Here is a 26,113-nt window from a genome sequence, read left to right on the forward strand (position 1 = left end):
GAACTCAGCAAAGGACTATAACAATGGCTCTCAGTAAAGAAGTGCCGGAGTTTGACATCGACGATGAGGTGCTCCTTATGGAAACCGGCATCGTTTTGGAAACGGATGTGGTGTCAGACGAACCTGCTGTATCTCCGGTTCGGACCCGGGCCAAACAAGGCTCACCGCTCAAACAGCACAAGTACATCGATTACACTCGAGCACTTGATGCAACTCAGCTCTACCTCAACGAAATCGGCTTTTCGCCCCTGCTTTCCCCGGAAGAAGAAGTTCATTTTGCGCGTCTGTCGCAAAGTGGCGACCCTGCCGGGCGCAAACGCATGATCGAAAGCAACCTGCGCCTGGTGGTGAAGATTGCGCGCCGCTACGTCAACCGCGGTCTATCGCTGCTCGACCTGATCGAAGAGGGCAACCTGGGCCTGATTCGCGCAGTCGAGAAGTTCGACCCCGAGCGTGGGTTCCGTTTCTCGACCTACGCCACCTGGTGGATCCGGCAGACCATCGAACGCGCCATCATGAACCAGACGCGCACCATTCGCCTGCCGATCCATGTGGTCAAGGAACTGAACGTCTACCTGCGTGCAGCACGCGAGCTGACCCAGAAACTCGATCACGAGCCGTCACCGGAAGAGATCGCCAACCTGCTGGAAAAACCCGTAGGCGAGGTCAAGCGCATGCTCGGCCTGAACGAGCGCGTGTCTTCGGTGGACGTTTCACTGGGCCCGGACTCGGACAAGACCCTGCTCGATACCCTCACCGACGATCGTCCCACCGACCCTTGCGAGCTGTTGCAGGACGACGACCTGTCCCAGAGCATCGACCTGTGGCTGAGCGAACTGACCGACAAGCAGCGTGAGGTGGTGATTCGCCGCTTTGGCCTGCGCGGGCATGAGAGCAGCACCCTGGAGGATGTCGGCCTGGAGATTGGTCTTACCCGGGAGCGGGTACGTCAGATCCAGGTGGAGGGCCTCAAGCGGCTGCGGGAGATCCTGGAGAAGAACGGTCTGTCCAGCGAGTCGCTGTTCCAGTAACTGCGACGGCTGTGAAAAGGCGCCTCGACCCAGTCGAGGCGTTTTTGTTCGTGGCTGTCTCAAGCGCTCAGACACGCGCAGAAACACCGATACCACGGCGGCAACCTTTCCCGGTTGCGTATTGTTATTGGATTTGTAGGTTATCGCTTACAAGATCCGTAAGCCTTTACATCAAGAGGGTGTAAATTCCAGTCGGTTTTGACGTGGTATTTTGTCTAAACAATTGATATTGAAAGAGTTTATTTTAAGGTGGCGTCACCTTGCGGACTTTTTTTGAGAGCTTTTACCAGTTGCTCTGCCGGCTGCAGGGGATAGTATCTGAACTGTGTCTACGGACTGACACAGGTTCTCAAGGATGAGCGCCAAGGACATCGCGGGATGCGATTCATCAGGATGATGATAGGGAATACAGGGACTACGGAAAAAAATGTGGGCGGGTCATACCGCCCCTTTTTTTTGCCTGCGGAAAAGTGGCTGGCCCTGCAGCGAACATAAAAAAAGGCCCCGAAGGGCCTTTTTCATTGATCCGGCGTCGATCAACGCTCCAGATCTGCAATCTTGCCCGGCTTGCCATCCCACTCTGCAGCGTCTGGCATCGAATCCTTCTTCTCGGTGATGTTCGGCCAGATTTCGGCCAGCTCGGCGTTGAGCTCGATGAAGTTTTCCATGCCGGCCGGCACTTCATCTTCCGAGAAGATCGCAACGGCGGGGCACTCAGGCTCGCACAGTGCACAGTCGATGCACTCATCCGGGTGAATGACCAGGAAGTTCGGGCCTTCGTAGAAGCAGTCCACCGGACAGACTTCTACACAGTCGGTGTACTTGCACTTGATGCAGTTGTCGGTGACGACGAAGGTCATTTCTAATTTTCTCCTCAGGCGACGGCAGCGTTCCCTTCCAGACAGGGCCGCTCGGTTCGGTAGGTCGGCAGCGAGCCAGGCTAATAACTCGCTGCCCCGCCGAACCGCGCGGGATTCTATCAGTTTGTGCGATGGGGCGTTATAACAGAGTCTTTAGTGTATAGAGCATTTCGATAGCTTGGCGTGGCGTCAGGTTGTCCACGTCGAGCTTGCCGATCTTCTCGATCACCGGATGCGGCAGGCTGGCGAACAGGTCGCTCTGGTGCGGCGTGCTGGGCGCTCCCGGGCTTGCTGGCGCGGTTTCGTGGGGCAGGCTGTTGGTTTCCAGGCGGCCCAGGTGCTCGCGGGCTCGCTGGATCACCGGTGCCGGCACGCCTGCCAGTTGTGCCACTGCCAGGCCGTAGCTCTGGCTGGCAGGCCCTGGCAGCACATGGTGCAGGAACACGATGCGTTCGTTGTGCTCGGTAGCGTTCAGGTGCACGTTGGCCACCAGCGGCTCGCTTTCGGGCAGCACGGTCAGTTCGAAGTAGTGCGTGGCGAACAGCGTGTAGGCGCGCAGCTGGGCCAGGCGCTCGGCGGCGGCCCAGGCCAGCGAGAGGCCGTCGAAGGTACTGGTGCCGCGGCCCACTTCGTCCATCAGCACCAGGCTGCGTTCGGTGGCGTTGTGCAGGATGTTGGCGGTTTCGCTCATCTCCACCATGAAGGTAGAGCGCCCACCGGCCAGGTCGTCGCTGGAGCCGATACGGGTGAAGATGCGGTCCACCAGCGACAGCTCGCAGCTGGCGGCCGGCACGAAGCTACCGATATGCGCCAGCAGCACGATCAGTGCGGTCTGGCGCATGTAGGTGGACTTACCACCCATGTTCGGGCCGGTGATCACCAGCATGCGCGTGTTGTCGTCCAGGCCCAGGTCGTTGGCCACGAACGGCGTGGTCAACACCTGCTCGACCACCGGGTGGCGACCCTGGCTGATGCGCATGCACGGTTCGTCGACGAATGTCGGGCAGTTGAGGTCAAGGTTCAGCGCACGCTCGGCCAGGTTGCTGACCACATCCAGTTCGGCCAGCGCCGCGGCGGTGTCCTGCAGCGGGGCCAGGTGGCCGATCAGGGTTTCGAGCAACGCATCGTAGAGCATCTTCTCGCGCGCCAGGGCACGGCTCTTGGCCGACAGCGCCTTGTCTTCGAACGTCTTGAGCTCGGGGGTGATGAAGCGCTCGGCGCCCTTGAGGGTCTGGCGGCGGATGTAGTCGGCCGGCGCCTGTTCGGCCTGCTTGCTCGGCAGCTCGATGAAGTAGCCATGCACACGGTTGTAGCCGACCTTGAGGTTGGCAAGGCCCGTGCGGGCCTTTTCGCGGGCTTCGAGGTCGATCAGGAACTGCCCGGCGTTCTCGCTCATCGACAGCAGGTCGTCGAGCTCGGCGTCATAGCCGACCTTGAGCACGCCGCCATCACGGATCACCGCAGGCGGGTTGTCGATGATCGCCTTCTGCAGTAGGTCGGCCAGTTCCGGGTAGGTACCGGCGATGGCCGCCAGGCGCGCCAGGTGCGGTGCCTCCAGCTCGGCCATGGCGTTCTGCAGTTCAGGCAGCGCGCCAAGCGCGTCGCGCAGGCGCGCCAGGTCCCGTGGGCGAGCATTGCGCAGGCCGATACGGGCGAGAATCCGCTCGATATCGCCGATGTCCTTCAGTTGCGGTTGCAGCTTCTCGAAGCGGTAGCCGTCGAGCAGGCAGCGAATCGAGCTCTGGCGGGCCTGCAGCACCTTCAGGTCACGCAGCGGCCGGTTCAGCCAGCGGGTCAGCAGGCGGCTGCCCATGGCGGTCTGACAGCGGTCGATCACCGATTGCAGGGTGTTGTCGCGGCCCCCGGCCAGGTTGACGTCCAGCTCCAGGTTGCGCCGGCTGGCGCCGTCTAGCACCACGGTGTCGTCCAGCCGCTCGTGCTTGAGGCTGCGCAGGTGCGGCAGGGCGGTGCGCTGGGTTTCCTTGGCGTAGGCGAGCAGGCAGCCGGCGGCGCCGATGGCCAGGGTCAGCTTCTCGCAGCCGAAGCCCTTGAGGTCCTGGGTTGCGAACTGCTGGCACAGGCTCTTGCGCGCCGAGTCACGGTCGAAGTCCCACGGCGCGCGGCGGCGCGAGCCACGGCGCTTCTCGGCGGGCAGGCCCTGGGGCCAGTCGTCGGGGATCAGCAGCTCCACGGGGTTGACCCGCTCGAGCTCGGCCAGCAGGTTTTCCCAGCCCTTGAACTCCTGCACGGTGAAGTTGCCGCTGGTGATATCCAGCACGGCCAGGCCGAACAGGCGTTCGTCACCCAGTACGGCGGCGATCAGGTTGTCGCGGCGCTCGTCGAGCAGGGCTTCGTCGCTGACCGTGCCTGGGGTGATGATGCGCACCACCTGGCGTTCCACCGGGCCCTTGCTGGTGGCCGGATCGCCGATCTGCTCGCAGATCACCACCGATTCGCCCAGCTTCACCAGCTTGGCCAGGTAGCCTTCGGCGGCGTGGTAGGGGATACCGCACATGGGGATCGACTGGCCCGCTGACTGCCCGCGGGCGGTCAGGGTGATATCCAGCAGTTTGGCGGCCTTCTTCGCGTCTTCGTAGAAGATCTCGTAGAAATCGCCCATGCGGTAGAACATCAGCTGGTCCGGGTGCTGGTTTTTCAGCTTCCAGTACTGCTGCATCATCGGGGTGTGTGCGGAAAGATCGCTCATTACAGAAACTTGGCTCGCAGTGTCGTTTAGACCAAAGGCAGCGGGCAATGGTACAGGGATTTTTTCCCCGTTGCCGGGCCTAACGCTGCGCAGCGACCTTTTGCCCCTGGCATTGTGTTAATGCATATTTGAATTTGCATTTGTGCACGAGATGGTTACTATGCACGTTATGCAAAAACGCAACGTAGCTACCGTCTTGAGAGCATTGCTCGACCGCCACGGGATCTCCCCCACGGAGCTTCACCGTCGCACCGGCGTGCCCCAATCCACCCTGTCGCGGATTCTCAGCGAGAAGATCGTCGATCCTTCCGACAAGCATGTGTCGAAGATCGCCGAGTACTTCGGCGTGAGCACCGATCAGTTGCGCGGCCGTGCCGACCTGGGCGATACCCGCCCGGCGAACGCGCCGCGCGCCGACGTGCAGCTGCAGGACATCAGCCTGTGGGATGACGATACCCCCGTCGAGGACGACGAAGTGTCCATTCCGTTTCTTCGTGAGGTCGAGTTGGCAGCAGGATCAGGACGATTCGTCATCGAGGAAAGCGAGAAGGCCAGCCTGCGCTTCGGCAAGCGCAGCCTGCGTCACAACGGCGTGCAGTTCGACCAGGCCAAGTGCGTGACGGTGCGCGGCAACAGCATGCTGCCGGTGCTGCGTGATGGCGCCACGGTGGGGGTGAATGCGGGCAAGAGCGGCATCGGCGACATTGTCGACGGCGACCTGTATGCCATCAACCACAATGGCCAGTTGCGCGTGAAACAGCTGTATCGCCTGCCCACGGGTATCCGCCTGCGCAGCTTCAACCGCGACGAGCACCCGGACGAGGACTACACCTTCCAGCAGATGCAGGAGGAGCAAATCAGCATCCTCGGGCATGTGTTCTGGTGGGGCATGTACGCCCGCTAGGTTCTACGCTTTCTCAGAAACCCGCCCCGGCGGGTTTTTTGTGCCTGCTCAAACCCCTTATTGACCCTTTCCGGCAAGACCGATACCTGCAAAAGTTTGCGGGGTCGGCCCTGTCGGAGCAAGCATCAGCGCGCTGGCTACTTCGCCATTTCGGCGGTTTGTGCCGAGCGGGTAAGCCCTTCGGCCAGCGCGGGATAGACCTTGAGCGCCCCCGTGATACTCAGGTGATCATCATCGGAATACAGAAACGCGTTCCCCTCGACCAGCGGGCAGATATCCCCAGGGCACAGCGCGCGGTCGTAGTTGATGATTGTGGCGGATGTCTTGCGCAACGCCGCGTTCACGAATGCTTGATTGCGAACATGCTCTTCGCGGCTGACCGACAACTTCAAGTATTCGCGTTCTATGCCGCGCCCACGCCGTAATACATCCTTGGGCTCATACCGCTGCTGCGGGTTATCCTCGATGAAGATAACGTTCACGCCAATCTGGGCATAGCGAGAAACGGTGTTATCCATTGCCCAGACAAGGTCATGGGTTGAGCTCTGGACCGTTGCCTTTGCGGATGGATCTCTTGCAATGCCATTGAACTCCGAAGGGCGTGACGGTGATGAAGTGTAATACGTCCAGCGATTGATCAATATGACGTGCTTAATACCCGAGGCCCGAACGTCGTTGAAGATGCGCTCGTTCAATGCCTGGCAATTGTGTTTTTCAATTCCGGCTTCGCCACGCAGTGACTGGATACCCAGGAGCGAGGGGCAGCCAGACGTTCCCGTAAACTTCATGCCTACCTTATGGTCGCGTGCAAACTTCTCCAATGCCGGCACCAGGCTCAGTGCATGACTGTCACCGTACGCAAAGTACTCAACGGGCGCACCACGCTCACCCAGCCCGCAGAACCAGCCATCCGGCTTCTTGTAGGCATAGGGTATTTCAAAGCATTCGGCCGCTCGCTCAGTGACTTTTATACTGTTCTGGTAGGCCATGAGTTTTTGGTTATGCGTTCGCTGTGCAATGCTGTCCTGCGTGTAGGTCGCATAGCCTGTTGCTCCGCAGCCAGCTGCCAGCAGCACGAGCACAATGACCTTGGAGCGCCCCTGCCACCTTGAACGCAGGGGAAGCTCCACCAGCCTGTATGTCAGCCAAGCCAGAAGAATAGCCAACAGTACGGCCGCTACGCGAATGCCGACAGTGGGTACTTCGCCTTCCACGATCCTTGCGAAAGACAACAAGGGCCAGTGCCACAGGTAGAGAGGGAAGCTGATCAAGCCGAACCACACGGCCAACTTGTTACCCAGCACCCTGCGATTGAACCAGGCATCAGGGCCCGCCGCAATGATCAACACAGCGCCCAGTACTGGAACGAGTGCCCATTTTCCAGGAAAGTTGAGGCCTTTGTTTATCCTGAAGAAGCCGAATACCAGTAAACACACACCCAGCACGGAAAGCACATGCCCAAGTCGTTTTCGCACGGCACGCGTTCTATAAAGGGTGAGCCATGCGAGAAGCGTGCCGGCCAGCAACTCCCAGAAACGTGTATGTGGTGAATAGAATGTGGCGATCGCATCATGCTTGACACCTTTGACGCTCAGGAAAAATGAGACAGCACCCAAGAGGATCGTCAAGGCCAGAACGTTGAACCTGAATCGCCACGCCACCCACAACAATATTGGCCAGACAATGTAAAACTGTTCCTCTACGCCCAAACTCCACAAATGCAATAGCGGTTTGGTTTCCACGGAGTTGTCGAAATAACCGACCTCACTCCATAGCACCAGGTTCGAGACGAAACCGGCGCCGCCTGCGATATGTTTTCCCAGTTGCCTGAATTCATCGTCCAGCAACGTGAACCAGCCGAAACCATAACACGCTGAAAGTATCAGCAGCAGCGCAGGAAATATGCGTTTTATACGTCGTGCGTAGAACTCGGTAAAACTGAATGCGCCCCGATCCAGGCTTTCAAAAATGATAGTGGAAATCAGGTAGCCTGAGATGACAAAGAATATATCGACGCCGATAAACCCTCCCCTGAGCACACTGGGGAAGGCGTGATAGATAACTACTGCCAAGACGGCAACAGCCCGCAAGCCGTCGATATCTGGGCGATATTTGGGATGAGAAAGATGAAGGGTAGGTTGTGTCATTTATAGGGTAAGCACTTGATGTCCGACGGAGGAGAACAGCCCCGTCAAAGCGAGGAAAATTCCGCGATTATAGCCTTTCGCCTCACTTCCAATGCAACGTTGATGGCGATGCCACAGCTATCTATCTGCCCGCTCAGGAGCAACTGCGCAGATCTCACCGATCACGAGCAACCAGATGGAAACGGAATTCATCTGCTGGCGCCCGTCAAAATCTCTGCTCCTCATGAGCCCGCTCTTGCCGATTCGCAGCCGGTGTTGACTGCATAAAACAGCCCTGCAGGCCCCACCGCGCAAGGCCCGCATGCGTCAGCGCAAATAAAATGCATAAATATTTCCAGAAATGCATTGACTGCATATGCATTGATGCATAATCTTTGTCTCAAGCCGGTCAGACACCGACAGTGGCAAGGCAGCGATGAACAGGCCTGAACTGTTCAGAGGGTTGGCAACTGACCCGGGTGTGCAGCGTAAAGCACCGTAAGCAGTTATCCGGCGGGCAGGCGGCCGCGGTCGGAGGAACAATTTGAGGCGGGATCGCACGGCGCACCAGCAGTGGCCGGCGGTCCGACAACGCATTACTGAAAAGCCTGGGCGACCGGGCTTTTTGGAATGCCGAGTGATCGGCTGTTCAACAAGGGAGCACGAGCATGACAAACGAGCAACAGACGTTGCTGGAAATGCCGATCTGGCTGGTGATCGTCCTGGCATTGCTGGGCGGTCTGTCTGGCGAGATGTGGCGCGCAGACAAGGAGGGCGCCCGCGGCTGGGGCCTGTTCAGGCGACTGCTGCTGCGCTCCGGGGCCTGCATGGTCTGCGGCGTATCGACCGTGATGCTGCTGTATGCCAGCGGGCTGTCGATCTGGAGCGCCGCAGCCTTTGGTTGCCTGACCGCCATGGCGGGCGCCGACGTGGCCATCGGGCTTTACGAGCGCTGGGCTGCGAAGCGGCTGGGTGTGAAGGATTGCACACCTGCGCAACCAACCGACCATCCACCCCGCTGACGGGCGTCGGTGTTCGGAGGTGAAGGCCATGAGCCTCCAGTCATCGCCTGCGAGCGACACCTACAGGGCACACGCCCGCATTTGATCAATCAACGGAGAAAGACTCATGTCACTTACTGCTGAACAGATTCAGAACTGCAAGGCCCTGGTCACCAGCATCTGGGGCGCCAGTGTGGCAAACAACCTGGACTACAACGAGGAGGTCCTGGCCGTGGTAGGTACGGCGGTGAACGAAATCGGCACATGCAGTGCTCTGCTGGCTGATTTGTTCCGGGCCCTGGTGATCGCCACCGGGGCGGGTGCCGCATTGATCTACTCACGCATGTGGATCGTGGAAGGCGCGCAGAAGATCGCCGATACCATCAACGACATGAAGGAGGCCAATCTGCAGGCCCGGGCCTGCATCGCCACTGCTGCCGCAACCTATCGATCGCCGCTTGAAATGGCATCGATGGGTATTTGAACCCTTGCAGTAGACCCGGCATCCATCTGTCACGCCCAGGTTCGCCTGGGCGTTTTCATTGCGATGCAATAACAGAACAGCGCACCGATAGCGAGGAGTGACCGTGAACGAACTTGGGACGTTACATCAAGCGATCAGCGCCACCCTGAGTGCGGGCATGCCCCAGTTGCGGCACGTGGAAGCGTTTGCGCTGCCGGACGAGAACACGGCCTTGCCTGCGCTGATGCACACCCTCACCGGCATGAGGCCTGGCGTCGACCCCGGCGATGGGCGTACATGCGTTAACGCCTCGTTCGAGGCGAGGATTCTGGTGAGTAAAGCGCGCCAGCAGGCTTCGCTGGAAGCAATGACACTGGCCGCGCAATTGACCGCGCTGCTGCGCCAGCAGTTCTGGAGCCTGGGTTTCGTCGACGCCATCTCCCAGGTGCAGGCCCGTCCTTCAGCCATACCTGCCGAAGTACCCGGCACCCTGGAATGGCGGGTGCAATGGCAGCAGCCCGTTTACCTTGGCGACCTGCAGTGGCCCTGGCCAGACCAGCCACCCGGTTCGCTGCTGTTCGCCTTCAGCCCCGACACAGGACCCGCGCACAAGGACAGCTACCAGGCACCGGAGGACATGGCATGAGTTACGCCAGCTCCATGCATGACCGCATGCTGGCGGCGCTGGTCATTCCATGTCGGGTGGTCGGCATCGACCTGGCAGCAGCGCGGGTACGGGTCTCCGATGGCGCCGGCTGGACCAGCGCCTGGGTGCGCTGGCACAGCCACGCGGCAGGCAAGGCCCGCCACTGGCGTGCGCCGAGCCTGAACGAGCAGGGCGCACTGCTCAGCCCCAGCGGTGAGCCGGCGCAGGGCACCTTCGTACCGGGCCTGTACGGCAATGCCGGCGCGCCACCCGACAATCGCGAGCACGTCGAGGTATGGCGCTTCGATGACGGTGGCTCGCTGGTCTACGACTGGCAGGCCCGCAGCTACAGCATCGAGCTGCCCGGTGGCACCGTCAGCCTCAAGGTGGCCGGCAGCTCGCTGCTGGTCACCGACAACGCAATCACCCTGAACGCCGCCAACATTGCCCTGACCGGTGAGGTGAGCATCAACGGTGGCCTGCGCGTGACCGGTGACATTCTGGGGGCCGGCAAGATCATCGACACCGGCGGCAACACCGCCAATCACAAGCACTGAACCCCGCCCGCCGACGCGGGCTTTTTTATGCCTGGAGACAACATGGCTAGTGAATGCATTCAGGCCAGGGAGGTACCGCGATGATCGGCATGAGCCGCCACGGCGGGCAGACGCTGTCCGGCATCGGGCACCTGCGCCAGTCCATCGAAGACATCCTCACCACCCCGCTGGGCAGCCGGCGCATGCGCCCCGACTACGGCAGCAAGCTGCGCCGTTTCGTCGACCTGCCAGTCAACGAGGGCTGGAAGAGTGCGGTGCAGGCCGAGGTCGCCCGCGCCCTGACCCGCTGGGAACCACGCCTGAAATTGCAGCGGGTGCGCGTGGTGGCGGTAGTGGGCGGGCAGATCAGCCTGCAGCTGAGCGGGCAGTACCTGGGTGACAGCCAACTGCTGGAGATAACGGCATGAGCAACGTGGAACTGTCGGCGCTGCCCGCGCCGCAGGTGCTGGAAGACCTCGACTTCGAGGACATCTTCCAGGATGACCTGGCGGCCTTTCGGTCGCACATGGGCGAGAACTGGGACGCGCTGCTGGAAAGCGACCCGGTGACCAAGCTGCTGGAGGTGGGCGCGTACCGCAAGCTGCTCAATCGGGCGCGGGTCAACGATGCCGCCAAGGCGTTGCTGCTGGCCTATGCCCAGGGTAGCGACCTGGACCAGCTGGCCGCCAACGTGCAGCTCAAGCGGCTGGTGGTACAGGCCGAAGACGCGAACAGTGTGCCACCGACCCTCGAAGTGCTTGAGGAAGACGATGCACTGCGCGAGCGGGTGCAACTGGTGTACGAGGGCCTGACCACCGCCGGCCCGCGCAACAGCTACATCCTGCATGCACGCAATGCCTCGGGGCAGGTGGCCGATGCCTCTGCAGAAAGCCCGTCACCGGCAGTGGTGGAGGTGACGGTGCTGAGCCTGGAGGAGGACGGCATCGCCAGTGCGCAGTTGCTGGCCGAAGTGGCCGCCTATTTCAACGACGACGATGTACGCCCGGTGGCGGACCGCCTGGAAGTGCGCAGTGCCGAGGTGATTCCTTATCGCATCGATGCCGTGCTCTACATGGCCGGGACGGGGCCGGAGAACGAAGCGACCCTGGCCGAGTGCCAGCGGCGCCTGCAGGCCTGGGTCAACCCCCGACGACGCCTGGGCGTGGAGGTCTCGCGCTCGGCCATCGATGCGCAACTGCACATCGCCGGTGTGAGCCGGGTGGAGCTGCGCAACTGGACCGACATCCGCCCGAGCAAGGCGCAGGCGGCCTGGTGCACCGGGTTCGAACTGACGCGGGGGGGCTGACATGCACAGCCTCCTGCCGCTCAACAGCACGCCGCTGGAACGGGCCGTCGAGGCGGCCTCCAGCGAAGACCTCAAGGTCACCCTGCGCACCCTGTACAACCCCGATACCTGCCCGGCGAACCTGTTGTACCAGCTGGCCTGGGCCTGGTCGGTGGACCGTTGGGACGACACCTGGCCCGAGGCGATCAAGCGCTCGGTGATTCGCTCCTCGTTCTACGTGCATGCCCACAAGGGCACGATCGGCGCATTGCGCCGCGTGGTGGAGCCGTTTGGCTATTTGATCGAAGTGATCGAGTGGTTCAAGGCCACGCCCCCGGCGGTGCCCGGCACGTTCGCGCTGAAGATCGGCGTGTCCGAGGCGGGGATCAGCGAACAGACGTACCAGGAACTGACCTGGCTGATCGACGACGCCAGGCCCGTCAGCCGACACCTGAGCGGCCTGGTCATCAGCCTGGAAACCGCCGGCTCGCTTTACCTCGGCGCCGCGCTGCAAGACGGCGACGAACTTGACATCTACCCGCCTGCGCCGGCCGACCTCACGGTCATGGGTGCCATCGGGCGTGGTGGGCGAGAACACACCATTGACTATCTGGACATTTACTAATGGTTGATCAGAACTCCCAGTTCTACGCGATCCTGACCAAGGTGGGGGCCGCGAAACAGGCCAATGCGGATGCCCTGGGCATTCCTTGGAAAATCACACACATGGCCGTCGGTGACGCCAGTCCGGCAGGGCTGGACAACCCGCCGCTGCCAATGCCCGACGCGAGCTGGACCAGCCTGCTCAACGAGTGGCGGCGGGCGCCGCTGAACCAGCTCAAGGTCGACGAAAAGGACAGTGCGGTCATCGTCGCCGAGCAGGTGATTCCTGCCGAGATTGGCGGGCGCTGGATTCGCGAGGTGGGGCTGTACGACGCCGACGGCGACCTGGTGGCGGTGGCCAACTGTGCGCCTACCTACAAGCCGCTGCTCAACCAGGGCTCGGGCCGCACCCAGGTGGTGCGCATGAACCTGGTGGTCAGCAGCGCCAGCAATGTGCAACTCAAGATCGATCCGGGTGTAGTGCTGGCGACCCGCGAGTTCGTGACCGAGGAACTGGCCAAGCGCGACTTCAAGCACTCGGTGCTGGCTGCGACCACCGCCGCGGTCACCTTGAGCGGGTTGCAGACGATGGATGGTGTTGCGCTACAGGCGGGCGCGCGCGTGCTGGTGAAGAATCAGGCCGCTGCCAAGGACAACGGCCTGTATCTGGTTGCCAGTGGAGCGTGGACACGTTGCCCGGATGCGGACAGCAGCGCCAAGGTCACGCCCGGCCTGCTGGTGCTGGTGGAGCGGGGCGCGGCCAACGGTGACAGCGCCTGGCAACTGACCACGGATGCACCCATTACCCTGGGCGTCACTGCGCTGGCCTTCGAAATGGCCTTCGGGCGCAGCGGGGTCGCCGCCGGTACCTATCGCAGCGTCAAGGTGGATGCCTACGGCCGTGTCATTGCCGCGACGAATCCAACCACATTGGCCGGCTACGACATCACCGATGCGTACACGATGGCGCAGATCGATGCTCTTCTGGAGCAGAAGGCCGGGTCTGCTGGTGTGTACAGCTTCAGCATCGACAAGACCTTGACCAGCTCGCACCGGGGGCTGGTGCTGCTCGATGCCAGTGCTGGCACGCGCACGATTACTTTGCCGGCGGTTACCCCCGCCCTGGGTGTGATGGACGTGATCCTGCGCCGTGTCGACCTGACGACCAACGCCCTGGTAATTGCGGCAAGTGGCACGGACAAGATTTTGCTCGATACCACGGGATCGACCTCCGGCCAGACCTCCACCGAGCTGCTGTTTGCCGGGGATTACCTCTGCCTGCGTAACGATTCGGTAGGCCGATGGTGGTGTGTTGGGCAGGCCCAGTTGCCGCCAAGTATCGAAACGGTGATCACGAAGTACTCGACCCCTGGAATTTTTACTTACACGGTGCCGCCACTGTTTCGTTCGGGGCGTCGCCGGGCTCGGGTGAAGGTGACCGCCGGCGGTGGTGGCGGCGGGCACGTAGAAGGTAATGGCGTAGCCGGTGGTGGTGGCGGCGGGGGTGGCATGGGCTCATCGGTGCTGGATCTGAGCGGCGTCGTATCGGTAACCGTTACCGTCGGGGCCGGCGGTGCTGCCCGTCCTGCCGGCGCCTCGCTTGCCGGTGGGGCTGGCGGGGCTTCGTCGTTCGGTGAGCTGATCAGCTCGACCGGCGGCAGCGGTGGTTCATCGCCCAGTGGCGGGATTACCGGCAGCACAACAGGTCAAATCGTGTACCCGGTATCAGCGTCTGGTTGTGGCACGGCGTCCTCTCTTGGACACGGTGGCGGCCATGGCGGGTGCAGTAAGGCTTTCAATTGGCAAGTCGGTGATCCCGGCGTCGGCCCTGGTGGTGGTGGTGTAGGTGGTGCAGGAACGTCAGGCGCACGGGGCTCTGGCGCGGGTGCACCGGGTGAAGTGCTGATCGAGGTGGCGTGATATGTGGGCATTGGTTGTAGGCGACAAGGTTATCGAGGTGACCCCAATTGACCCGGTTGGCCGGTTCCATCCCGCACTTAATTGGCTGCCGTGCGCGGCCGATGTTGTTCCGGGTTTCCGGCTGGGAGACAAGGGCTTTGAGCCTGCGCCCGAGGGCGACCGGATCGCCGCTGAGCGTGAATGGCGGGATGCCCAGGTTAGCGGTACTGAATGGCTGGTAAATCGACACCGCGACGAACAAGACATGCAGTTGACCACGACGCTGCAGGCGGGGCAGTTCGCCGATCTGCTGCAGTACCGCCAGGCCCTGCGCGACTGGCCCCAGTCGGAGCTGTTCCCAGTTTCTGAGCACCGGCCGGTACCGCCGCTCTGGTTGGAGAGCATCACCCCCTGAAGCCCCGCACTGTCGGGGCTTTTTCATTCTTCAAGACCCTTCAGCAGAAAATCACAAGGCTTTGCAGATGTTGAAAGATTGCAGATGCGGCAGATGCAAACGACTGCTTGCCCGTATGGGCGAGTTCACAGAACTCCAGATCAAATGTTCCCGCTGCGGAACGTTGAATCATGTGAAGGCCACGAGCCTCGAACCATCGCCTGTGAGCGACATGAACGCGGAATGTTCCGCGACTCAGCATTCGACTCGATAGGTAAACAGACATGGAAGCAGTAAAAGTAGGCAAGCATTTTTATTACGGGCACCCGACCAGCATGATCCAGGTGGTCAACCCGGCCGATAACACCGAAGGTGTCTATCTGCGTACTACCACCCTCTGCACGGGCGGTGGCGCCATCAATGTGTACAGCGGCCCCAAGGCGCCTGCTCGTCTCGGCGATACGACCGTGCACTGCATTTTTGGCGGTATCGACGGACGCAACGACTCGCAGTACACCCTGCCTTATCCGCTGTTCATCCCAGCCGGCTACGGGCTCTGGACCGCAGCCAACAACCCGACTGCAGCGATCTGCCTGACCTGGGATTTCCTGGCCTGAGATTGGCTGTGCGCTCTGCATATCCTCGCATCAGGCTGCATTTCGAAAATTTCTGATTCTCCTTCCGAGGCCCTGCATTGCAGGGCCTTTTTCATACCCGGAGTTTACCCATGAGTGGTTTCTTTCACGGCGTCACCGTCACCAACGTCGACACCGGCGCACGCACCATCGCGTTGCCGTCGTCCTCGATCATCGGCCTGGTGGACACCTTCACCGAAGGCCCGACCGCCAGCGCCAAGTTCAACGACCTGGTGCTGATCACCAGCGAGCGTGAAGCCATCGCCGCCTTCGGCGCCGACGCGGCCATCACCCGTGCCTGCCAGGCCATCTACCAGCGCGCCAAGGCGGTCATCGTCGCCTGCGGCGTGGCCAAGGTGGCCGACGCCGCCGAGCAGACCTCCGCCATCATCGGCAGCGTGCTGGCCGACGGCAAGCGTACCGGCCTGCAAGCGCTGCTCGACGGCAAGAGCCGTTTCAACGCCCAGCCGCGCCTGCTGGTCACTCCAAAGCACAGCGCAACTCAAGCCGTCGCCACCGCCCTGGTGGCCCTGGCCGACAAGCTGCGCGGCCTGGCCATCATCGACGGCCCGGCCACCACCGACGAGGCCGCCCTGGCCTACGCCGAAAACTTCGGTGCCAAGCGCGCCTTCCTGGTCGACCCGGGCGTGCAGTACTGGGACACCACCACCAGCGCCACCGTCGATGCAGCGGCCTCGGCCTGGGTCGCCGGCCTGTTCGCCTGGACCGACAACGAGTACGGCTTCTGGGCCTCGCCCTCGAACAAGGAGTTCGTCGGCATCACCGGCACCACCCGCCCCATCGAGTTCCTCGATGGCGACGAGACCTGCCGCGCCAACCTGCTCAACAACGCCAACATCACCACCATCATCCGCGATGACGGCTATCGCCTGTGGGGCAACCGCACCCTGAGCAGCGACCCGAAGTGGGCCTTCGTCACCCGCGTGCGCACCATGGACATCGTGATGGACGCGATTCTCTACGGGCACAAATGGGCAGTCGACCGCTCGATCACCGCCACCTACGTCAAGGACGTGACCGAAGGCCTGCAGGCGTTCATGCGCGACCTCAAGGCCCAGGGCGCGATCATCAACTTCGAAGTGTTCGCCGACCCGGAACTCAACAGTGCCAGCCAGCTGGAGCAGGGCAAGGTGTACTGGAACATCCGCTTCACCGACGTACCACCGGCCGAAAACCCCAACTTCCGCGTCGAGGTCACCAACCAGTGGCTGACCGAAGTTCTCGATAACGCAGCTTAAGGAGCACTAGCAATGGCAATGATTCCCGAAACCCTGGCGAACCTGAACCTGTTCGTCGATGGCACCAGCTTCCAGGGCGATGTCACCAGCCTGACCCTGCCCAAGCTCACCCTGAAGATGGAAGAGCACCGGGTGGGCGGCATGGACATGCCCATCGAGATGGACATGGGCATGGAGAAGCAGGAAGCCGGCTTCACCACTACCGGCGTGCGCCGTGAGTCGCTGAAGTTCTTCGGCCTAGCCGATGGTTCTGCGTTCAACGGCACCTTCCGCGGTGCCTTCAAGGGCCTCAAGGGCGCTGTCACCCCGGTGATCGTGACCCTGCGCGGCGCGCTCAAGGAAGTCGACATGGGCGATTGGAAGGCCGGTGACAAGGCCGAGGTCAAGCACACCGTCGCCGTCACCTACTACAAGCTGGAAGTCGGCGGACGCCTGATCTACGAGATCGACCCCATCGGCATGAAGCGCGTGATCGACGGCGTCGACCAGCTCGCGGCACAACGTTCGGCCCTGGGCCTGTAAGGACTTCTCATGACCCAAGCAAAGATCCCCAGCTGGATGAAGCTGAGCGCCGACGGCGTGGTGGTGGCGCTGACCCGGCCGAGCGAAGCCAATGGCATCAAGGTCGACAGCCTGTCGTTGCGCTCGCCTACGGTACGCGACATTCGTGCGGCTCAGTCGGCCGGCAGCGGCGACGACGAGCAGCGTGAGCTGAACTTGTTCGCCTCCCTCGCCGAGGTGGGCATCAAGGACCTGGAGGGCCTCGCGCTCAAGGACTATGGCCGCCTGCAGGCGGGCTATTTTCGCCTGGTGCAAGACGACGAGCTTTGACCCCTCCTTTCAGAAGGTGGCCGCCAGGCGGCTTGCCCGTGAGCTGAATTTTTCTGCCACCGAGATCATGACCATGTCGTTCACCGACATGGTCTGGTGGCTCACGGAGTGAGCCGGTTTTGCACGCACAGGGGGACCGTATGGCAAACGCGTTAGCGTTGAAACTGGTTATCGGCGCCTCGGTCAGTTCGACGATCGGCGCATCATTCAAGCTGCTTGAGGCGCGGATCCGGCAACTCAGGCAATTGAGCAGCGAAGGCAAGGGCGACCTGTACCCGCTCGGGCACGAGACGCTGGGCAACGGGATGCTCGACAGCGCTCCTGGTGATCCGCCAGGCGCGAGAACTCAAGCAAAGACCGGGGGCGCCGTACAGGCTGCTGAAACACAGGGCTCCCGGCACAGGCTGACATTGTTGAAGAGCATCGACGGGCACTTGCAGGTGATCAGTTTCCAGGTCGCCGATGTTGCGCGCCGGCTTTCGCAATCGAAGCCCGCCAGGGTATCCGTAAACATCAGATCGCAAGCGGCACCGCAGGCACCCGCAGGGGCAACTGCGGCTGCTTCACTGGAGACTGCAGCGCCTGCATCTCTGCCAACCGATGGGACACCTGCGGCGGGTCGGGTATCCGACCCGCTCAGCAGGAGGATGGCGGGGAGCGATGATACCGGGCCCCCGGCAAAGGGGCCGCAGCCCATAGGTATCATCGCTGTTGCCAGTGATTTCAGGGCAGGGCCACGGAAGGCTGGCGTGCTGGGTGGCGACGCTCCCAAAGGCGCAAGGGCGCCGCAACGGGTGTTTGTCGTCAATGCCCAGGACTTTTGCTGCGGCGCGATAACTTCGAGAAGGGGTAGAGGGGGAAGAAAGAACAGCCCCTCCAGGCGCCGACCTTCATCTGCTCCGGTTGGGCGCTTGGAAAGCATCAAAGGTTACCTCGGCAAGGCTGTTCCGGCGATCAAGGCCGCTCGAGCGCCCGCAGCCGTCGAGGCCATCTACAAGTTCGGCAAGACCTTCCTCACTGCAGAAACCACCGAGCAGAAGGCCGAGGGATATGGTGGGGCAGTGGGCGGTTTTGGTGGCGCACTGGCCGGGGCTGCGCTGGGCGCTTTCGTTCCTGTCATCGGTCCTGCGATCGGTTCGGTGATCGGGGGTATTGTGTTCAGCGAGTGGGGCTCCTCGTTAGCCAAGAAGTGGTTTGCAGACGACGATGCTGCCAAGCCTCCTGCTGGCGAACCCACTCACTTGTCCAAGTCGCTGGGCGATGTCGCTCGTTCGATGAATCCCGGCGCTGGCGAGCCGATGACAATTCTGTCGTTGCCGCCTGCACCACCTTCGATCAGCCCTGCGCCGGAGCCGATTGCCCAACAGATCACCTTCGCCCCGAACATGCCCATCACCGTGCAGGGCAGTGTCACCGACCCGGCCCAGTTGGCGATGAACATCGAGCCGATCATTCGACGTCAGTTCCTCGAACTGACCCGTCAGGCTTCGATGCGGCAACTGGCCGACCCCACATTTGTATAAGGAGCTGCCATGACCTACATGGACCAGTTGCACTCGGCCCTGCGGGCGCTGATCGCAGCGGGGGAGGCGGGCCGGCGCAGTGCCGACGAGATGCTGGAGCCCATGACCGGCGCCATCAGCGATATCGCCGAAGCCGCTGCCGCGCTCGAGGACATCCCCTACGTCGGGCCGCTGATCGGCGCCAGGCTGCAACGCACGATGCGCGCCATCAACCGGGCGCAGCAGGGCGTCGACAAGGTGCTGGGCCGTTACAGCCGCGCCGTGGCCAAGGTTGCGCTGGTGCAGGAGCGCATCGTCATATTCGAGCAGAAGGCGGCCAAGGCTGCCGCAGCCATCAACAAGGTGGCGGGTCGCATCAGCCCGTCGCTGGGCACGTTGCTGCCCACCGGCAGTTTCGCGCCGTCGGTCACGCCGGCAGCCGAGGTGGTCAAGCCGTTCCCGCACCTGCTCATTCTGCAGTCGTTGCAGGCGCAGGCGCAGCCTTACTACTTCAACCTCGACACCGCGACCTTCGATGAACTGCGTCGCCAGAGCGGCTTTCGCTGGGCGGGCCAGGAGCGCCTGAGCCGCCACCCGGCGCAGCAGGCGGTGGGGCTGGGCGAAGAGCGCATCACCCTCAAGGGCACGATCTTTCCCGGTGCGAAAAGCGGGCTCGGCCAGTTGCAGGCGCTGCGCAGCATCGGTCGGCAATTGCAGCCACTGAGCCTGACCACCGGCTACGGCGAGGTACTGGGCAACTGGTGCCTGACCAGCATCGAGGAGGACCAGAGCAGCCTGGTGGCTGGCGGCATTCCTCGCAAACAAGGCTTTTCATTGGAGTTCGTGAGCTATGGCGACGATCTGCAGAACCTCTGACGGCGATCTGCTCGACAGCCTCTGCCAGCACTATTACGGGCACCTCGACGGCAGCGTCGAAGCGGTACTCGATGCCAACCAGGGCCTGGCCGACCAGGCGCAGCCGTTTGGTGCCGGGGTGCTCATCAGGCTGCCCGCATTGACGCCCGCCCGCCAGGCCCTGGTGCAGTTGTGGGACTGAGCTGGCGCGCCCCCCCCTGCCTGCCAGCGCTGCGTGCGCGGGCAGGCCCTTCTGGAGCAGCAACCATGCAACCTGTGTTTCGCATCGTGGCCGATGGCAAGGACATCACCGCGCTGATCAATGATCGCCTGTTGTCGCTGCGTACCACCGACAAGCCGGGCATGGACTCGGACGAGTTCGAACTGCGTATCGACGATCGCGACGGCGAGGTGGCATTGCCGGCACGCGGTGCCTTCATCGAGGTGCATCTGGGCTATGCTGGCCAGGCATTGACCCGCCTGGGGCGCTACGCCGTGGATGAGGTGGAGCTGTCCGGGCCGCCCGACAGCATCGTGATCCGAGGCAAGGCCAGCGACATGCGCGGCAGCGGCAAGACCACCCGCAGCGGCAGCTGGGAGAACGTCACCCTGCAGCAGATCGTACGCGACATCGCCGCGCGCAATGGCTGGCAGCCAGCGTGCCCGGTGACGGTGTGCATACCGCGCATCGACCAGTTCAACGAGTCGGACTTCAACTTCATCACCCGTCTGGGGCGCCTGTTCGACTGCACCGCCAAGGTAGCGAACGGCGCGCTGCTGGTGATGCCGCGCCAGGCCGGCAAGAGCGCCAGCGGCAAGGCCCTTGGCAACGTCATGATCAGCCGTGGCGATGTGCGCAGCTGGCAGTTTCGCATGACCGACAAAGGCACCCACAAAGCCGTGCAGACGCGTCATCTGGACAGCAAGAGCGGCCAGCAGAGCGTGGTCGACCTGCCCAACGACGACGCGCCCGACGGCCTGTCGCCTGTGCACACCGACCGCCACCTGTACCCCAACCGTAGCGCTGCCGAGCAGGCCGCCAAGGCCCGCCTGGCGGCGCTCAACCGCAGCACCGCCAGCCTGCGCCTGGAAATGCCGGGCCGCACCGACCTGTTCGTCGAACGCACCCTCGACGCCCAGGGCTTCAAGCCCGGCCTCGATGGCGAGTACCTGATCGAGTCGATCGAGCAGGTGTTCAGCGCGTCCGGGTGGAGCACCACGGTCGAGTGCAATGGCGGCAAGCAAGGCAAGGCCAGGGCCAAGGGCGGGCAGGGTAATGCCGGTCGTTCGCTCAAGGCCGGACAGGCCTGAACCCCTATGCATTTTGGAGAATGATGATGGTCATCACTCAGCAGAACTTGATGCAGATTCTTCCCGGTGCCGGCGCCAATGCCGGCATTTTTGTACCCGCCCTGAACACTGCCATGGCCCGTTGGGAAATCGACAACCCCCGACGCATTGCCGCCTTCCTCGCGCAGATCGGCCACGAGTCGGGCCACCTGCGTTATGTGAAGGAGCTGGGCAGCGATCGCTACCTGTCCCGTTACGACACCGGCGCCCTGGCCCTGCGCCTGGGCAACACGCCGGAGGCGGACGGCGACGGTCAGCGGTACTGCGGCAGGGGGCTGATCCAGGTTACAGGGCGCAACAATTACCGCGCCTGCAGCATGGCGCTGTTTGGCGACGAGCGTCTGCTGGAGTTGCCGCAGTTGCTCGAGCAACCGCGTTGGGCCGCCGAGTCGGCTGCCTGGTTCTGGCACTCGCGCGGGCTTAACGCGCTGGCCGACCGCGGTGAGTTCAACCGCATCACGCGGCATATCAACGGTGGCCTCAATGGCCTGGAGGATCGCCTCAAACTCTGGGCCCGCGCCCGCGAGGTGCTGTGTTGAACCGCTTGCACGCTGGCGTGCTGCTGAGCCTGGTGCTGCTGGCCTGCGCATTGACCTGGCAGGTCCAGGGCTGGCGCCTGGGCCGCCAGCTGGCGCAGCAGCAACAGGCCTGGGCATTCGAACGCCAGCAACTGGCCGAGCGTGCTGCCGCCGAGCTGCAGGGCGAACGCCAGCAACGTCATGTGCTGGAGCGCCAGCTGGATTTGAACGACAACACCCATTATCAGGAGCTTCTCGATGCACAACAGGCTCAGGCACGCTTGCGTGATCGGCTGGCTACTGCTGATCTGCGGTTGTCGGTCCTTCTCGACCGCGACGCCACCCCCGACCTGCCTGCCGCCCCCGGCGCCGGCAGCCTGGATCATGGCGCCCCACGCGCCCGACTTGACCCGGCGCATGCTCGACGAATTATCGCCATCACCGATGCCGGTGACGCCGGACTGATCGCCCTGCGCGCCTGCCAGGGTTACATACGCGCGCTCACACCTTGAGTGTTCAGCCACGCCGATAGCTGGTGTAGGGTAGGCGCCAGACCTTCAAGGAGCCCGCCATGGACCCGATCACCGCACTTTCTGCCCGGCTGGGGGAACACCTGCGCCGTTACAATGCCCAAGTCACCACGGCCGAGTCCTGCACCGGCGGTGGTATCGCCGAGGCCATCACACGTATTCCTGGCAGTTCGGCCTGGTTCGAAGCGGGCTACGTGACCTACTCCAACGCCCAGAAGACTCGCCAGCTGGGGGTAGACCAGGCACTGTTCCCGCAGGTCGGTGCGGTCAGCCAGGAAGTGGTCGAGGCCATGGTGCGCGGCGCCCAGGCTGCCAGCGGGGCACGCTTTGCCGTGGCGGTCAGCGGTGTGGCAGGGCCCGATGGCGGCTCGCCGGCCAAACCGGTGGGCACTGTATGGCTGGCCTGGGGCGACGGTGCGCATGTGGCCAGCGAGCGCCGGCACTTCGATGGCGACCGCGATGCGGTGCGCCGACAAACGGTAATCGCCGCCCTAGAGGGCTTGTTACAGCTTGGCGCAGAGTAAATCGCAAATCGGGGGTAGGCGGAAAGAAAACCCTGTGGAATAATACTGGCTACTTATACAGGTGTTGTGGCCGTCAGGCCCTATCGATGATTACGTGAGGACTTCAATGGACGACAACAAGAAGCGTGCCTTGGCTGCGGCCCTGGGTCAGATCGAACGTCAATTCGGTAAAGGCGCGGTCATGCGCATGGGCGATCACGATCGCCAGGCGATTCCGGCAATCTCGACCGGCTCGCTGGGTCTGGACATTGCTCTGGGCATCGGCGGCCTGCCAAAGGGCCGTATCGTCGAAATCTACGGTCCTGAGTCGTCGGGTAAGACCACGCTGACCCTGTCGGTGATCGCCCAGGCACAAAAAGCCGGCGCCACCTGCGCATTCGTCGACGCCGAACACGCCCTCGACCCCGAGTACGCCGGCAAGCTGGGCGTCAATGTCGACGACCTGCTGGTCTCGCAGCCGGACACCGGTGAGCAGGCCCTGGAAATCACCGACATGCTGGTGCGCTCCAACGCTGTCGACGTGATCATCGTCGACTCCGTGGCGGCCCTGGTACCCAAGGCCGAGATCGAAGGCGAAATGGGCGACATGCACGTGGGCCTGCAGGCTCGCCTGATGTCCCAGGCACTGCGCAAGATTACCGGCAACATCAAGAACGCCAACTGCCTGGTGATCTTCATCAACCAGATCCGCATGAAAATCGGCGTGATGTTCGGCAGCCCGGAAACCACCACAGGTGGTAACGCGCTGAAGTTCTACGCTTCGGTACGTCTGGACATCCGCCGTACCGGCGCGGTGAAGGAAGGCGACGAAGTGGTCGGCAGCGAAACCCGCGTCAAAATCGTCAAGAACAAGGTGGCGCCGCCGTTCCGCCAGGCCGAGTTCCAGATTCTGTATGGCAAGGGCATCTACCGCAACGGCGAGATCATCGACCTGGGCGTGCTGCACGGTTTCCTCGAAAAAGCCGGTGCCTGGTACAGCTACCAAGGCAGCAAGATCGGTCAGGGTAAAGCCAACTCCGCCAAGTTCCTGGCAGAGAACCCGGAAATCGCCGCGACCCTCGAGAAGCAGATCCGCGACAAGCTGCTGACCGGTGGTGTTGAAGCTGCAGCTGCTGCGGCTGCTGGTAAAACGGCTGCTGCAGAACCTGAAGATGATCTGGTCGACGCTGACGCCGACGCCAACTTCTGATTTGCAGATAGACCATGTCCGTCGTACTCGATACCCCCGTCGCCGTAAGGCGGACAGCTATGGACCTGCTCGCGCGACGCGAGCATGGTCGTGTCGAGCTGACGCGCAAGTTGCGTCAGCGCGGCGCTGAGCTCGAATTGATCGACCAGGAACTCGACCGTCTGACGGAAGAGGGCCTGCTCAGCGAAGCGCGCTATCTCGAAAGTTTCATCAGTTACCGCTCCCGTTCGGGCTATGGCCCTGCGCGTATCCGTGAAGAGCTCAGTCAGCGCGGTTTGCAGCGTAGTGATATCGAACAGGCCTTGCGTGAGTGCGGCATCGACTGGCAAAGCCTGCTGATCGATGTATGGCAACGCAAGTTTTCCGGGCAACTGCCCTCCGATCCGCGCAGTCGCGCACAGCAAACCCGTTTTCTGGTCTACCGTGGTTTTTCCATGGAGATGGTCGGTCGTGTGCTGAGTGGTCGCAGCCTGGACGATTGAGCGATGGCCGACCCCGAAAGGGGGTAGGCCAGGCATGTTCACGGTGTGGCTGTTCAGGTGACCTTGAGGGGTTCACGTGCCCGTTGCGGGGCTTCATTGTGCTGAGGCTTTGCCCAGTTTTCCGAGCGGTTGATGAAGTCCACCAGCTCGCGCAGGCGGCCCTGATCGCGTCCATTGAAGGCAAAAGCCAGGCGTGACAAGTGGCTGAACTGTGCCTCGTCATGCTCCTCGCCTGCATAGGCGTGCTGATGGAAGTCGCCACTCAGGCGCAGGTCGGCGAAGGACTGCTGGATGTCGAGCAGGGCCGCTTCGCTGAGCGGGTGGTGTGTGCGAATCACGAACTGGTTCTTCAGCCAGCGGCTGGAGTGGTAGTTGCTGTAGAACTGGTTGATTTCCGCTACCGCATCGTCGGCGTTGTTCACCAGGCGCACCAGCTTCAGATCGTTCGGCAGGATGTAGCGATTGCCTTCCAGCTGGCGGGTAATGAAGTCCAGTGCATCCTGCCAGAAGGTCCCCCCCGGTGAGTCGAGCAGTACCACCGGCACCAGCGGACTCTTGCCGGTCTGGATCAGGGTCAGCACTTCCAGGGCCTCGTCCAGGGTGCCGAAACCGCCCGGGCACAGTACCAGCGCGTCAGCTTCCTTGACGAAGAACAGCTTGCGAATGAAAAAGAAGTGGAACGGCAGCAACTTGTCCGTTCCATCCACCGTGGCATTGGCGTGCTGCTCGAAGGGCAGGGTGATGTTGAAGCCCAGGCAGTTGTCGACGCCTGCGCCTTCGTGAGCCGCAGCCATGATGCCGCCCCCGGCCCCGGTGATCACCATCAGGTCCGAGCGCGCCAGGGTCGCACCCAGCTCGCGGGCCAGGGCATACATGGGGTGTTCGACCGGGGTGCGTGCCGAGCCGAACACGGTGACCTTGCGTCGCCCCTTGTACTGGTGCAGCACACGGAAGGCGTGGTCGAGTTCACGCAGTGCCTGCAGGGTGATCTTGGCGCTCCAGCGGTCGCTGTCATCGTGCGCCATGCGCAACACGGTCAGCATCATGTCCCGGTACAGTGGCAGGTTGGGGCTGTTGGGGGCGACCAGGTTGAGCTGTTGTTCGAGGTGGGTCAGGTCGATTGCATTGTTCTTGAAATGGTTGGCTAGCAATTCGTTGGTCTGGTACGGCATTCAACTTCTCCTTTTGCAGCAAAACCTTCGGCCTGGCCGCACATCGGTCAGGCCCCTCTGCTTGTCCGCAAAGTGAAAGGTCCTGGCTATAAATCTAGACCTTGTCGCAGGGTTATGCCGGTGTCGATCGTGGGCTCGCGAGGACGCGGCAGGCAATGGGCTGTACATGATGTTCAGGTGGGACCCGGGCGGACAAGCCGGGCCCGAACTGCGCAGTACAGGCCAACAACCGGGGCCTGAAGTGACAAGGCCTGTAGTGACCGTGCGTAGAGTACGCGTCACATTCAGGCCTTGATCGCTGAGCTGCGCGCCGATGGCGAGCAGCGGCGCAACAGAGAACGCTGGTTACTTCTTCTTCTGCCCGGAAACGCAACTGGCCTTGTTGAACGACTGGTCGATCACCGGGCGGTTGGTCTTGTACTCGGTGAAACGGTAGGTCAGCACAGCACCGCGGTCCATCAACTGGCGAAAGCCGGTGTTACGGCACACGCTGTCTCCCAGTTGGCCGCGCATGACTTCCGGGTTTTGCTGCATTTTTTGTGCATGGCCGGCGCGAACGCTGAGGTGGTTGATCAACTGGTTGCCTTCGACAGTGTAGCCCTGATCGAGGATGTCTTCGTTGATTGCCCGAGGGGTACCCACGCTGCTTTCCTTGGCGACTTCTTGAAGCTTCTGGTTCAGGGCGTACTCTTGCTTGGAGACGGCATGCGCGCCCAACGGCAGGGCAAGCAACAGGCTCAAGGATGGGGCAATGAAACGCAGCATGAATCTCTCCTGGTTCGATAACTGGCGATTTGACCGGTCATTGCGC

Annotated in this window: 30 protein-coding genes; 25 read left to right on the top strand and 5 right to left on the bottom strand. The window is 62.3% G+C overall.

What is annotated here, in order from left to right; translation table 11 throughout:
- The first annotated feature begins 23 nt into the window (after positions 1-23).
- On the top strand, positions 24-1,031 hold the full coding sequence (gene rpoS, locus DN387_RS11855) for an RNA polymerase sigma factor RpoS (protein ID WP_054914992.1): 1,008 nt from the start codon (positions 24-26) through the stop codon (positions 1,029-1,031).
- 536 nt (positions 1,032-1,567) lie between these two features.
- Here rpoS and fdxA read toward each other — a convergent pair.
- Together fdxA and mutS are read right to left on the bottom strand one after the other, a co-directional pair.
- Positions 1,568-1,891 (bottom strand): ferredoxin FdxA, encoded by a 324-nt coding sequence (fdxA, locus tag DN387_RS11860; RefSeq protein ID WP_043863281.1) that lies wholly within the window; start codon positions 1,889-1,891, stop codon positions 1,568-1,570.
- 139 nt (positions 1,892-2,030) lie between these two features.
- Positions 2,031-4,598 (bottom strand): DNA mismatch repair protein MutS, encoded by a 2,568-nt coding sequence (mutS, locus tag DN387_RS11865; protein ID WP_054914991.1) that lies wholly within the window; start codon positions 4,596-4,598, stop codon positions 2,031-2,033.
- Positions 4,599-4,767: 169 nt separating this feature from the next.
- Between mutS and DN387_RS11870 the strand changes: the two genes are divergently transcribed.
- Positions 4,768-5,502, top strand: a complete 735-nt coding sequence (locus tag DN387_RS11870) for an XRE family transcriptional regulator (protein WP_078480062.1) — start codon at positions 4,768-4,770, stop codon at positions 5,500-5,502.
- A gap of 137 nt (positions 5,503-5,639) precedes the next feature.
- On the opposite strand, the gene DN387_RS11875 is transcribed toward DN387_RS11870, so the two are convergent.
- The gene (locus DN387_RS11875) at positions 5,640-7,649 is read right to left on the bottom strand and encodes an acyltransferase family protein (RefSeq protein ID WP_156326214.1); all 2,010 of its coding nucleotides are present in this window, start codon (positions 7,647-7,649) and stop codon (positions 5,640-5,642) included.
- Between the two features lie 647 nt (positions 7,650-8,296).
- Here DN387_RS11875 and DN387_RS11880 point away from each other — a divergent pair.
- The 23 genes from DN387_RS11880 (at position 8,297) to recX (ending at position 24,130) form a co-directional block, all read left to right on the top strand.
- Positions 8,297-8,650, top strand: coding sequence for a phage holin family protein (locus DN387_RS11880; protein WP_043864289.1), 354 nt, complete (start codon positions 8,297-8,299; stop codon positions 8,648-8,650).
- Positions 8,651-8,756: 106 nt separating this feature from the next.
- The gene (locus tag DN387_RS11885) at positions 8,757-9,113 is read left to right on the top strand and encodes a hypothetical protein (RefSeq protein ID WP_043864288.1); all 357 of its coding nucleotides are present in this window, start codon (positions 8,757-8,759) and stop codon (positions 9,111-9,113) included.
- Positions 9,114-9,216: 103 nt separating this feature from the next.
- Positions 9,217-9,738, top strand: a complete 522-nt coding sequence (locus DN387_RS11890; RefSeq protein ID WP_043864287.1) for a hypothetical protein — start codon at positions 9,217-9,219, stop codon at positions 9,736-9,738.
- Positions 9,735-10,295: a phage baseplate assembly protein V gene (locus DN387_RS11895; RefSeq protein WP_043864286.1), complete on the top strand. Its 561-nt coding sequence runs from the start codon at positions 9,735-9,737 to the stop codon at positions 10,293-10,295. The genes DN387_RS11890 and DN387_RS11895 overlap by 4 nt, the downstream gene beginning before the upstream one ends.
- Positions 10,296-10,375: 80 nt before the next feature.
- The gene (locus tag DN387_RS11900; RefSeq protein WP_043864285.1) at positions 10,376-10,702 is read left to right on the top strand and encodes a GPW/gp25 family protein; all 327 of its coding nucleotides are present in this window, start codon (positions 10,376-10,378) and stop codon (positions 10,700-10,702) included.
- Entirely contained in the window at positions 10,699-11,580 is an 882-nt protein-coding gene (locus tag DN387_RS11905; protein ID WP_054914989.1) for a baseplate J/gp47 family protein, read from the top strand. The genes DN387_RS11900 and DN387_RS11905 overlap by 4 nt, the downstream gene beginning before the upstream one ends.
- Before the next feature lies 1 nt (position 11,581).
- Positions 11,582-12,184 (top strand): phage tail protein I, encoded by a 603-nt coding sequence (locus DN387_RS11910; protein ID WP_054914988.1) that lies wholly within the window; start codon positions 11,582-11,584, stop codon positions 12,182-12,184.
- On the top strand, positions 12,184-14,082 hold the full coding sequence (locus tag DN387_RS11915) for a phage tail protein (protein ID WP_054914987.1): 1,899 nt from the start codon (positions 12,184-12,186) through the stop codon (positions 14,080-14,082). Before DN387_RS11910 ends, DN387_RS11915 begins: the two co-directional genes overlap by 1 nt.
- A 1-nt stretch (position 14,083) precedes the next feature.
- Entirely contained in the window at positions 14,084-14,476 is a 393-nt protein-coding gene (locus tag DN387_RS11920) for a phage tail assembly chaperone (RefSeq protein ID WP_082405719.1), read from the top strand.
- 67 nt (positions 14,477-14,543) lie between these two features.
- Positions 14,544-14,729 (top strand): Com family DNA-binding transcriptional regulator, encoded by a 186-nt coding sequence (locus tag DN387_RS11925; protein ID WP_080922947.1) that lies wholly within the window; start codon positions 14,544-14,546, stop codon positions 14,727-14,729.
- Positions 14,730-14,739: 10 nt separating this feature from the next.
- Positions 14,740-15,072 (top strand): hypothetical protein, encoded by a 333-nt coding sequence (locus DN387_RS11930; protein ID WP_043864280.1) that lies wholly within the window; start codon positions 14,740-14,742, stop codon positions 15,070-15,072.
- A 110-nt stretch (positions 15,073-15,182) separates the two neighbouring features.
- Positions 15,183-16,349 carry a phage tail sheath family protein gene (locus tag DN387_RS11935; protein ID WP_043864279.1) on the top strand — a complete coding sequence of 389 codons (1,167 nt, stop codon included), beginning with the start codon at positions 15,183-15,185 and terminating at the stop codon, positions 16,347-16,349.
- A gap of 12 nt (positions 16,350-16,361) precedes the next feature.
- Complete coding sequence (locus tag DN387_RS11940; protein WP_043864278.1) at positions 16,362-16,871, top strand: phage major tail tube protein; 510 nt, start codon at positions 16,362-16,364, stop codon at positions 16,869-16,871.
- A 9-nt stretch (positions 16,872-16,880) separates the two neighbouring features.
- Positions 16,881-17,180, top strand: a complete 300-nt coding sequence (locus DN387_RS11945) for a phage tail assembly protein (RefSeq protein WP_043864277.1) — start codon at positions 16,881-16,883, stop codon at positions 17,178-17,180.
- Between the two features lie 140 nt (positions 17,181-17,320).
- A complete protein-coding gene (locus DN387_RS11950) occupies positions 17,321-18,703 on the top strand; it encodes a hypothetical protein (protein ID WP_054914986.1) in 1,383 nt (460 codons plus the stop codon).
- 9 nt (positions 18,704-18,712) lie between these two features.
- Positions 18,713-19,558, top strand: coding sequence for a phage tail protein (locus tag DN387_RS11955; protein WP_054914985.1), 846 nt, complete (start codon positions 18,713-18,715; stop codon positions 19,556-19,558).
- A complete protein-coding gene (locus DN387_RS11960) occupies positions 19,533-19,739 on the top strand; it encodes a tail protein X (RefSeq protein WP_054914984.1) in 207 nt (68 codons plus the stop codon). The genes DN387_RS11955 and DN387_RS11960 overlap by 26 nt, the downstream gene beginning before the upstream one ends.
- Positions 19,740-19,804: 65 nt before the next feature.
- Positions 19,805-20,848, top strand: a complete 1,044-nt coding sequence (locus DN387_RS11965; protein WP_054914983.1) for a phage late control D family protein — start codon at positions 19,805-19,807, stop codon at positions 20,846-20,848.
- A 26-nt stretch (positions 20,849-20,874) separates the two neighbouring features.
- The gene (locus DN387_RS11970; RefSeq protein ID WP_054914982.1) at positions 20,875-21,426 is read left to right on the top strand and encodes a glycoside hydrolase family 19 protein; all 552 of its coding nucleotides are present in this window, start codon (positions 20,875-20,877) and stop codon (positions 21,424-21,426) included.
- Positions 21,423-21,917, top strand: coding sequence for a lysis system i-spanin subunit Rz (locus DN387_RS11975; protein WP_054914981.1), 495 nt, complete (start codon positions 21,423-21,425; stop codon positions 21,915-21,917). The genes DN387_RS11970 and DN387_RS11975 overlap by 4 nt, the downstream gene beginning before the upstream one ends.
- Positions 21,918-21,976: 59 nt before the next feature.
- Complete coding sequence (locus DN387_RS11980) at positions 21,977-22,459, top strand: CinA family protein (protein ID WP_054914980.1); 483 nt, start codon at positions 21,977-21,979, stop codon at positions 22,457-22,459.
- A gap of 106 nt (positions 22,460-22,565) precedes the next feature.
- Positions 22,566-23,648, top strand: coding sequence for a recombinase RecA (gene recA / locus DN387_RS11985; protein ID WP_043864269.1), 1,083 nt, complete (start codon positions 22,566-22,568; stop codon positions 23,646-23,648).
- Positions 23,649-23,662: 14 nt separating this feature from the next.
- Positions 23,663-24,130 carry a recombination regulator RecX gene (gene recX / locus DN387_RS11990; RefSeq protein WP_043864268.1) on the top strand — a complete coding sequence of 156 codons (468 nt, stop codon included), beginning with the start codon at positions 23,663-23,665 and terminating at the stop codon, positions 24,128-24,130.
- 53 nt (positions 24,131-24,183) lie between these two features.
- Here recX and DN387_RS11995 read toward each other — a convergent pair whose 3' ends face one another.
- The gene (locus DN387_RS11995; RefSeq protein WP_043864267.1) at positions 24,184-25,302 is read right to left on the bottom strand and encodes an LOG family protein; all 1,119 of its coding nucleotides are present in this window, start codon (positions 25,300-25,302) and stop codon (positions 24,184-24,186) included.
- Positions 25,303-25,647: 345 nt separating this feature from the next.
- Positions 25,648-26,067 carry a quorum-sensing-regulated virulence factor family protein gene (locus DN387_RS12000; RefSeq protein WP_043864266.1) on the bottom strand — a complete coding sequence of 140 codons (420 nt, stop codon included), beginning with the start codon at positions 26,065-26,067 and terminating at the stop codon, positions 25,648-25,650.
- Between the last annotated feature and the right edge of the window lie 46 nt (positions 26,068-26,113).

The sequence above is a fragment of the Pseudomonas sp. FBF18 genome (assembly GCF_024261405.1).
Taxonomy (GTDB): domain Bacteria; phylum Pseudomonadota; class Gammaproteobacteria; order Pseudomonadales; family Pseudomonadaceae; genus Aquipseudomonas; species Aquipseudomonas palmensis.